This window comes from Dankookia rubra (genome assembly GCF_004355005.1).
Taxonomy (GTDB): Bacteria; Pseudomonadota; Alphaproteobacteria; order Acetobacterales; family Acetobacteraceae; genus Paracraurococcus; species Paracraurococcus ruber_A.
In genome coordinates, this window is the sequence record NZ_SMSJ01000154.1 from 1 (window position 1) to 8050 (window position 8050).

At 68.6% G+C, this 8050-nt stretch carries 8 protein-coding genes; 5 read left to right on the forward strand and 3 right to left on the reverse strand.

What is annotated here, in order from left to right; translation table 11 throughout:
- Positions 1-104 precede the first annotated feature (104 nt).
- The gene (locus tag E2C06_RS34335; protein ID WP_165982864.1) at positions 105-806 is read left to right on the forward strand and encodes a toprim domain-containing protein; all 702 of its coding nucleotides are present in this window, start codon (positions 105-107) and stop codon (positions 804-806) included.
- On the opposite strand, the gene E2C06_RS34340 is transcribed toward E2C06_RS34335, so the two are convergent.
- Complete coding sequence (locus E2C06_RS34340) at positions 766-1065, reverse strand: hypothetical protein (protein ID WP_133293048.1); 300 nt, start codon at positions 1063-1065, stop codon at positions 766-768. The two genes, E2C06_RS34335 and E2C06_RS34340, sit on opposite strands and share 41 nt — an antisense overlap.
- 370 nt (positions 1066-1435) lie before the next feature.
- Here E2C06_RS34340 and E2C06_RS34345 point away from each other — a divergent pair, with 370 nt between their 5' ends.
- From E2C06_RS34345 to E2C06_RS34360, 4 genes are all read left to right on the forward strand, one after another.
- A complete protein-coding gene (locus tag E2C06_RS34345) occupies positions 1436-1813 on the forward strand; it encodes a hypothetical protein (protein ID WP_133293049.1) in 378 nt (125 codons plus the stop codon).
- Positions 1814-1856: 43 nt separating this feature from the next.
- Positions 1857-2633 (forward strand): hypothetical protein, encoded by a 777-nt coding sequence (locus E2C06_RS34350; RefSeq protein WP_133293050.1) that lies wholly within the window; start codon positions 1857-1859, stop codon positions 2631-2633.
- Positions 2630-3106 (forward strand): hypothetical protein, encoded by a 477-nt coding sequence (locus E2C06_RS34355; protein ID WP_133293051.1) that lies wholly within the window; start codon positions 2630-2632, stop codon positions 3104-3106. Before E2C06_RS34350 ends, E2C06_RS34355 begins: the two co-directional genes overlap by 4 nt.
- Positions 3107-3204: 98 nt before the next feature.
- On the forward strand, positions 3205-4425 hold the full coding sequence (locus E2C06_RS34360) for a glycoside hydrolase family 16 protein (protein WP_133293052.1): 1221 nt from the start codon (positions 3205-3207) through the stop codon (positions 4423-4425).
- 123 nt (positions 4426-4548) lie between these two features.
- Here the strand turns inward: E2C06_RS34360 and E2C06_RS34365 are convergent, their stop codons facing one another.
- Positions 4549-5442: an ArdC family protein gene (locus tag E2C06_RS34365; RefSeq protein WP_133293053.1), complete on the reverse strand. Its 894-nt coding sequence runs from the start codon at positions 5440-5442 to the stop codon at positions 4549-4551.
- Between the two features lie 593 nt (positions 5443-6035).
- The gene (locus tag E2C06_RS34370; RefSeq protein WP_133293054.1) at positions 6036-6692 is read right to left on the reverse strand and encodes a LabA-like NYN domain-containing protein; all 657 of its coding nucleotides are present in this window, start codon (positions 6690-6692) and stop codon (positions 6036-6038) included.
- Between the last annotated feature and the right edge of the window lie 1358 nt (positions 6693-8050).

An 8050-nucleotide genomic window follows, 5' to 3' on the forward strand; every position in this document is an offset into this window, starting at 1 on the left:
CCCATCCGAAACCAACCGCAACCCAGTAGCGGTCACCAAGCTCAAGCGGTGGCTACCGGCTGCCCCAATTTTACTCCGCCGGGCGCTCCAATATTCCTCCGCCGTTGACACGGCCGGGCGCCCCGCTCGGCATCGCCGAGGGCTTCGCCACCGCCTGGAGTGCCGGCGTTGCATCCGGTCTGCCGATGGTCATGGCGCTCGACACCAGCAATCTGAAGCCGCTGGCCGAGGCCATCCGGCGCGCCGAGCCGGACCGTCCTCTGGTGTTCTTTGCCGACAACGACCACCACCTGACGGCGCGTCCGACACCGCTGCCGAATGTCGGCCTGGAGAAGGCCAAAGCGGCCGCCGAGGCGGTGGGCCATGCCCGGGTGATCGCGCCGCCGCTCGACCCGGCGCGGCATGCCGCCGGCCAGGGCACCGACTGGAACGACCACCACCGGACCCACGGGATGGCGGCCACCAGGGACGCCATCGCGGCCGCGCTGCGCATCGGCGCCGCCCAGACGGCTGTCGGCAGCGGCCCGGACCAGGATGTGCCGGAGAGGCCGGCGCAGGCGCAGCGGGCGCGTCAGGAGCAGAGCTCGCCTCAGGAGCCTCCGATGACCGACAGGAAGATCCACAAGGCCAAGGCGGAGATCCGCCAGGAGCGGCAGCGCGAGGTGGATGTCTGGCGCGACCGCGAGGAGGCGGGTCGTGCCGCCCGGCAGGCCGAGAAGCCGCGCGGAACACAGGGCATTGCCAGCCCGGACGAGAGGTCCGGCCCTAAGCCCGGCGCTCGTCAGCGCCAGGCGCCGGACGCCTGAGCGGGCGGGGCCGGGCCGCATGCAGCCCCTGGCGTACCCGGGCCGCGGCCGCGACGGGCGAGCCGAGGAAGACCTTTTTGCCATCGCGGAGACGGGCGACGGCGACCACCTCGCCGCGCCGCAGGCGATCCTGCAGCAGGGCGCGGATCTCGGCCCGGGTCGCCGCCGGCACGCGCGTGCCGGCGGCGTGGCTGTCCATCAGGTCGTGGCTGCGGGCGGTGGTCTCGGGATCAAGGCGATGCCAGGGGGTGGTGAGCATCAGGGGCTCCAGGGCGGCACGACGGAGGCGGGTCGAGCCGTGCGTTCCGCCCTCTGTCACCTGCTGTCGACGTCCCGGCCCTGCGTCGTTCGCGCCGAGAGGGCGCGCCTGAAGGGTGACTTGGTCTGTCAGAACTCATCGCGCGTGCAGCCTGTCGCATTTCCGTGCGGCGGCCGTGCGCGACACCTCGATTTTGCGTGCTTCTGCCGTACGCATACGTGCGCGGCCGCGTGCGCGTCGTGGCGTGTCACGGGCCAAGACAAACCGAAGAGCCCGCGCCATGCCGACTGACGAAGCAGATCCTGTGCTGCGCCGCATGCGCGAGCATGTTCGCGCCGGCGGATCCGGACGGTCCCGGTTGTCCGTCTGGATGGCCGAGCGCGAGGATGAGATTGCCGAGTTGATCAGAACCTACGGGGCGGCCTGGGATGGCTGGGCGGCGGGTTTCATCGCTGCCGGGTTGATGCCGGCACCCGAAGGTTGGGGAACCGATGGACCCGACGGCGCCCGGGCGCGTCGACGGGCGGCGGGTGCCGCACGCATGGCATGGCAGCGGCTTCGCCAGCGCGGGACGGCAGCACCGCGCGCGACTGCCCGGCAAGGTACGTCGCAGGCGCCTTCGCCGCGATCCGATGCCTCGCCGGCAGGGGGCGGCCGCGGCATGCAGGGGCTGCTGTCGCGGGACGAGGAAGCTGCCCGGCGTCGGCTGGCGGCGCTGGACCGCGAGATGCGGGAGCGCAGCCGCTGAGCGAACCAAAGGGATGGATGGCTGACCAGGGCGGGAGACGGCGATGACGGGCGGACAGGCGGTGCGACGGGTAGCGTCGGGCAAGAAGCTGGTGGTGCGGTTCGGCCGCGGCCGGCTGGGCGGGACCACCTACCTCGACGCCCTGGCGCAGCGCGCCATGCAGGCCGAGCGGGCGGTGATCCTGGTGGACGCCGACGTGCGCAACCCCTCGCTGTCGCGGCTCTACCCGGCAGCGCGGGTGCCGGCCGGCGGTTCGCCGGAGGACTTCGCCGAGCTGATGACCGAGGTGCTGGGCACGCTCTCCGATCATCCCGGCCCGGTCTCGGCACTGGTGGATATCGGCGGCGGTCAGGACCGCGCCCTGGCGGACTTCATCCGCGACCTGAACTTGGTCGGGTTTTGCCAGGAAAGCGGGGTCCAGGCGGTGGGCGCCTACATGCTCGGGCCGCACCCGGACGACCTGGCGCACGCGCTGTCGCTGCGCGATGCCGGGCTGCTGGATGGCGGCAGCACGCTCCTGGTTCTGAGCGAGGCGGTAGTGAAGCGCGGGCAGACCCCGGAGATGGCCTTCGCGCCGCTGCGCCGGGAGTCCGCCTTCGTCGGCTGGGTCGAGGCCGGGGCACTGCCGGTCCCGGTGCGCAACCTCGCCTGCCTCGAGAAGGTGCGGAGCCTCGGCCTCGGCCTGGCGGAAGCCATGGCAGGCAAGGCCGGGGAGGACGGCAAGCCGCTCGGCCCGGTCGAGCGGTTTCAGCTCAAGGACTGGTTCCGGGTGTTCGAGGCGCGTCACGCCGAGGCCGACGCGCTGGAACTGCTGCCGTGAGTGGCGTGACGGCCGAACAGGTGGCGGCGCTCTGCGACGAGGCCGGCATGGGCGAGAGCGATCCGCTGCGTGCCAGCATGGTCAGCCTGGCCCGCTCGGCGGAGGAGCTCCGCGCCGCGGCGGATCGGATCGGCCGGGAGGCGGCAGGGCGAGCCGCCACGGCTGCGGCTGCCGAGTGCCGGTCGCAAATGGCGCGGGTCGCCCGCGAGGTGTCCTGGATCCGGCGGTTGGCGGTGGGTGGGCTGGTGCTGTGTGCGGCCGGCGGTGGCTGGTGGGCCGGGCAGCGCATGCCGCAGCCGACCCCGCTGGGGCGGCTGACGCCGGCGCAGGCCGAGACGGTTCGTTGGAACGACTTCGGCGTGCTGCTGGCGGGTTGCCAGCGGGGGAAACCGCAGGGTGGCCGGGAGTGGTGTGGGTTCACGCAGGGCTGGTGGCTGTCGCCGCCGCCGGCGCCAAAGGGAGGGACGGGATGATGCAAAGGCATAGCGCCCCCGCGCGGGGCAGGTGGGCGGCGGCCACGACGCTCCGCGACGGGGCCGCCGGTGCCCTCGCCGCCTGGCAGGCGATGACCATGACCGGTCCGGCCGCGCCTGGTCCGGCCAGTTCGGTGCCGGCTGCCCCTTCCGCGGCGGCGGTCAGTGCCTGGTACGGCATGACGATGACGCAGCCGAGCGTGCCGCCGGCGCCGCTTCCGGCCGGGCCGGCGTGGCAGCCAGGTACGGTTGGCGGCTTTGCGGTAGGCGTGCCGGCGACCCGCGGTCCTGGTGCCTGGGCGGCACCGATGACCGGCCAATATGCGGGCACGGGGCCGGCGACGACGCCCTTGCTGGACAACCCGACACGGCTTCCCGCGCTGCCGGCAGCACAGGACGTCCCGAGCACCACGGTCGTGCCACCCCGGCCGGTCGATGACGGGGCGGCGCTGGCGATTGCCGGCTATAACCCCTCGCTGTCGCCGTCGGTGCCGCCGGCGCAGCCGGGTGACGAGCGCGGCCTGACGGTCGACGAAAAGCGCTTCGTCCAGGGCAACCCGCTGCTGGCGGCGGCCTATAGCGACGGCCAGGCGGTGGCACCGAGGCTGCGGGAGGCCGGCTATGTCGCGCCTGCGGGCGACCAGGGCGCCAAGCCGGGCGCGCGGCTGGACGGCTCGAGCATCCAGGTGACGGAAAGCTTCGACCGGGGTCTCGGGCTGTTCTCGCGCAGCTGGGGACCGGGGGTCGACACCAGCGTGGCCGGACAGGTCACCATCCGTCGCATGGTGCAGGATGGCGCCGAGATCGACAGCGGCGCGATGCTGCCGCCGACCGGCGCAACGGCCGGCTATGGCTACGGCCTCTACACCTTCGACCTGTCGATGAGCGGCACCGCGCCAGGTCCCTATGCCCTGCTCTGGCCATCCACGGATGTGTGGCCGGGACCGGAAATGGATCTGGTCGAGCGGCTGGACGGCGGCGCGCTCTACTCGACGCTGCACTGGGACAGCGATCCCGGTCTGGCCAGCAACGCCGACAATGCCTTTACCAGCATCGGTCTGGATGGGATCGACGGCAGCGCGCGGCACACCTACCAGTACCTGTGGAAGCCGGGCCGGCTCACGGTGTTCGTGGACGGGCAGACCCTGGGCAGCTTCACGCAGAACGTGCCGCGCGCGGCGACCGACGGCGGCGAGAACGCTGCGCCGGGCATCGGCATGCAGACCTGGTGGAGTGCCGGGCAGCAGGCGCCGTGCTCGGGCCTGTGCCGCGAAAACGCGATCACGCTGTACGGCTTCTCTTACGAGAACCTGCAATAGCAGACCGCAACTAGCGTCGGGCCATGCGCAATGCGGCGCCCGCCGATACGGTGTCTGCCCGAACCGGTGAGTGGCTGCGGGCGCGGTCGGGCCAGCGGCGGCCCAACCGTCACGCGTGACTGGTTATTCTTGTGGTGCGGCATCCGGCTGCAGGCTGTGCAGGAAGTCGACAGCCTTCTGCGCCAGCGCCGCCGCCGTGAACACCGCCCGCTTGTCGGCCTGCAGCAGGCGCAGCCAGTGCGCGAGATAGGAGACGTGATCGTGGCGCAGATCACTGTCGACCCCGAGTGCGGCGCATAGGAAGGCCGCCCCCATCTCGGCGATCAGCTCCTCCGCCGCGAGTTCGTGCTCCGCGAACCGCTTTGTGGCCAGGCCTCGATTGAGCCGCGACGGGTGCCCCGTCCAGTGCACCGCCTCATGCGCCAGCGTGGCGTAATAGGCCTCCGCATCGATAAAGCTCTCGAACGGGGGCATCTGGATGAAGTCGAGCCGTGGCGCATAGAACGGCACGTCCCCGCCATGCCAGATGTCGGCCCGGAGGTGCGCGAAGAACGCTTCCGCCTGAGCGATGCGCGCGTGATGGGGCCTCGTCAGCGGGGCCGCGTAGAAGCGGGCTGGCAGGCCGTCGGTCTGCTCGGCGTTGGAAACCTTGTACTCCTTCAGGAACCAGATGCGCTTCGGCTCCGCGACACCTTGACCATTGTCGTCCAGCGTCTCGAAGGAATCCGAGTAGGTGACCGTGGTCGCTGTCTCGCCGCGCCTGACCTGCCCGCCGAGGGCCTGTGCCTGCCGGTACGTCATCCAGAATGGGGTGCGGTAGCCCTTCGCCATCGCGGCCATAAACAGCAGCACGGTGTTGATGCCCCGGTACGGCGTGCCGCAGTGACGCAGCGGAAGCTGGGGCTGGCTGCTGTGCCAGGTACGGGTCCAGGGCTTCTGCTGATGCTCCAGCGCCGCGATGACCCGATTGGTGATCTGCTGGTACAGGTCGGCCAGGTCAGGGGTGTTCTTCCTCATCGTCCCTCTCCTTCGAAAGCAACAGCTTTCGGAGGCGAGGCACCGCGCCGGTGAGCGGGTGGAGCGCGTCAAGGTCAACCCGCCCGGAGGGGGATCTCCCAGCCTGCACGCAGGAAGGTTGGGGAGACCGGGCGGGTTGCCCGCCAAGGCGGGTCGCCTTGAGGCGCGGAGGGGCGCAGCCCCTTGGTCGGGCCGCGTCCGCGGCCAACAGGCTCTGATCAATGCGACCGAGATCGGCCTAGGGAACCATCGGCCGCGACGTCCAGGCGCGGGTAAATCGGCATCGGAATTCTGCGCAGGGCGCCGAGCGCCTGTTCCGTCAGCAGGGATAAGCCGAGCGGGACCTATCGGCGACGCACTATCGTGTCAGACTACGCCGCAAACATCGGTGCCAGACATGTCTGGATTGCAACGATCTTCGTCATCGCACGCCGGCTCGTCCTGAGCCAAACCCAGCAAAGGTTGTCATCGCGTACAGCGCACGCGGGCTGAAGACGTGACGAAGATGCTGAGAGCCATCTGGCAGCGCTGCCGCCTCCACGGCTCTCGTCCGATTGGCATCACAAAGATCCGCCAATCACAGGGGGTGACGGTCACACCGGAAGATCGGAAACATCCTCGAAGGGCGCGGCCGGTGTGGCGCGTGTCGATACTGGCTTGGCGCTGGTCAACGCAGTACGTGGACGCGGCTCGACCTGGCGACGGGTGATGTGCTCGGCGAGATCAGCGAGGTCGATGAAAGCATCCGCCTGGCGGCGCAGGTCGTCGGCGATCATCGCCGGCTGGGTCCGGATGGTGGAGATCACCGTCACCCGCACGCCGCGGCGCTGCACCGATTCGACCAGCCGGCGCAGGTCGCCGTCGCCGGAGAAGATCACCACATGGTCGAGCGAGGGGGTGAGGTCGAGGACGTCGACCGCCATCTCGATGTCGACGCTGCCCTTGACCCGGCGCCGCCCGGTGGCGTCGGTGAATTCCTTGGCCGGCTTGGTGACCACGGAATACCCGTTGTAGCCGAGCCAGTCGACCAGCGGCCGGAGCGGCGAGTACTCCTCGGTCTCGAGCAGCGCGGTATAGTAGTAGGCGCGCACGAGGTAGGAGCGCTGCCGGAAATGCGCCAGCAGGTTCTTGTAGTCCACGTCGAATCCCAGGGTCCGGGAGGCGGCGTAGAGGTTCGCTCCGTCGATGAAGACGGCGATTCGTTCGATACGCTCGGACTGCAAGCGATTAGCTTCTAAGAGTTGGTTCATGCAATCCGCCTATAAAGCGTTTGTTGATTGTGTATGATTGGTCGGCACGACTGCCGCACCATCGCGCATCCAAGTCGTCGCGCTTCGAAATGCGGCCGCCGGGCGGATTGGCAGACCGACCCCGATTGGTCGACCGAGAGCACGGCCGGCCCGAGCGCGGGCCAAGCCATAGCTGTGGCTGTGACTGTAGGTATGTACGCAGTCAGGACACTCAGCGCAGCTTTTCGCCGCTATGCGGCAGCGAAGCCAGTGTGAGGCTTGCAGCGCGGCCTGCGCTTATGGCGACTTCAGCGCCATCGGACGCGCGCCTGCAAAGCGTGCCGGCAAATTCCGGCCGGATCTGTGTTGGGGACTTGACGATGACGCGTAAGCGCAGCGGCGAGGCCCGTCGTCCGGTGCGGGCGTCAGATGTGCTTGGTCGGTCTCGAGCGGGGCGTTGCGGGCCGGTATCAGGGATGACGCGTATCGGTGGGTCGAGGTCCTGACCGAGCCTGTCTGTTATGGGCGAGATATGGGACGGCATGTTTACCCCTCACCTGCGGCTCATGGGCCGATAGTTTGACCTGACCTGACGTGAGCGGCGTGCGGGTCCGCAGCCACGCAGGGGCTGTTACCGCGATCGCATTCAGCGCCCGCGCAGGATCGCGGCGGCGACCTCAAGCTGGTTGCGATTGGAGTTGTCGGCGACCACGTACGGCCGGCGCGTTGCCAGCACCATTGCCGACGGTCTACCGGTTTCGTCAGAAAAACAGAAAATATCCGACTATGACTGCGACATTCGCCAAGATGAGATAAAGCAGTGTGCCGTCTAACATTCCTGATAAATCTCCGTCGTGTGAGCAGCGATGAATGTTGTTTAGCGTTTGGTATTACGTCCAGTGCTGGTCCGCGGGCAACGCAACTCGTCGGGCTTTTTGAACTTGTTCGGTAAATGCCCGCGCGGTCGAGTGCCGCAATGACCCACACGACCAGTCTTCGTTGTACTCCCTCCCCCACCTCTCCTGTCGGTCCCGCTCCTGTCAGTGTTCCGGACGCCTGAGCCGATGCGTCGTGTTCCCCTTCGCCCGCGACGATGGTCCCCACCGTGTCTCCAGCACCCTCTAGCACGTATTTGGAGAAAAACAGACTGATATAAGCGCCTTTTAGGGTTGCGTGTCGGACCGATGGTCCGCACCTGCACTCTGGCCACAACACAACTTTAAGTTGATTTTTGATGATCAATAAATTTTCTTTGTCGAAACATCTGCCGCTCGCGCTTGGTGCGGGCTCTGCTGGCGGAGGCTGCCACTTATGGGTGATTTCGCATCGGTCATCGGGTCCGGACCAATCGTCGGCCTGGACGACATCCCGAACAACCT

Bases quoted from the DNA above. Each gene is read 5' to 3' on its own strand.
- E2C06_RS34340 (WP_133293048.1), bottom strand. From the start codon at position 1,065: ATGCTCACCACCCCCTGGCATCGCCTTGATCCCGAGACCACCGCCCGC.
- E2C06_RS34345 (WP_133293049.1), top strand. From the start codon at position 1,436: ATGGCCGAGCGCGAGGATGAGATTGCCGAGTTGATCAGAACCTACGGG.
- E2C06_RS34350 (WP_133293050.1), top strand. From the start codon at position 1,857: ATGACGGGCGGACAGGCGGTGCGACGGGTAGCGTCGGGCAAGAAGCTG.
- E2C06_RS34360 (WP_133293052.1), top strand. From the start codon at position 3,205: ATGACCGGTCCGGCCGCGCCTGGTCCGGCCAGTTCGGTGCCGGCTGCC.
- E2C06_RS34365 (WP_133293053.1), bottom strand. From the start codon at position 5,442: ATGAGGAAGAACACCCCTGACCTGGCCGACCTGTACCAGCAGATCACC.
- E2C06_RS34370 (WP_133293054.1), bottom strand. From the start codon at position 6,692: ATGAACCAACTCTTAGAAGCTAATCGCTTGCAGTCCGAGCGTATCGAA.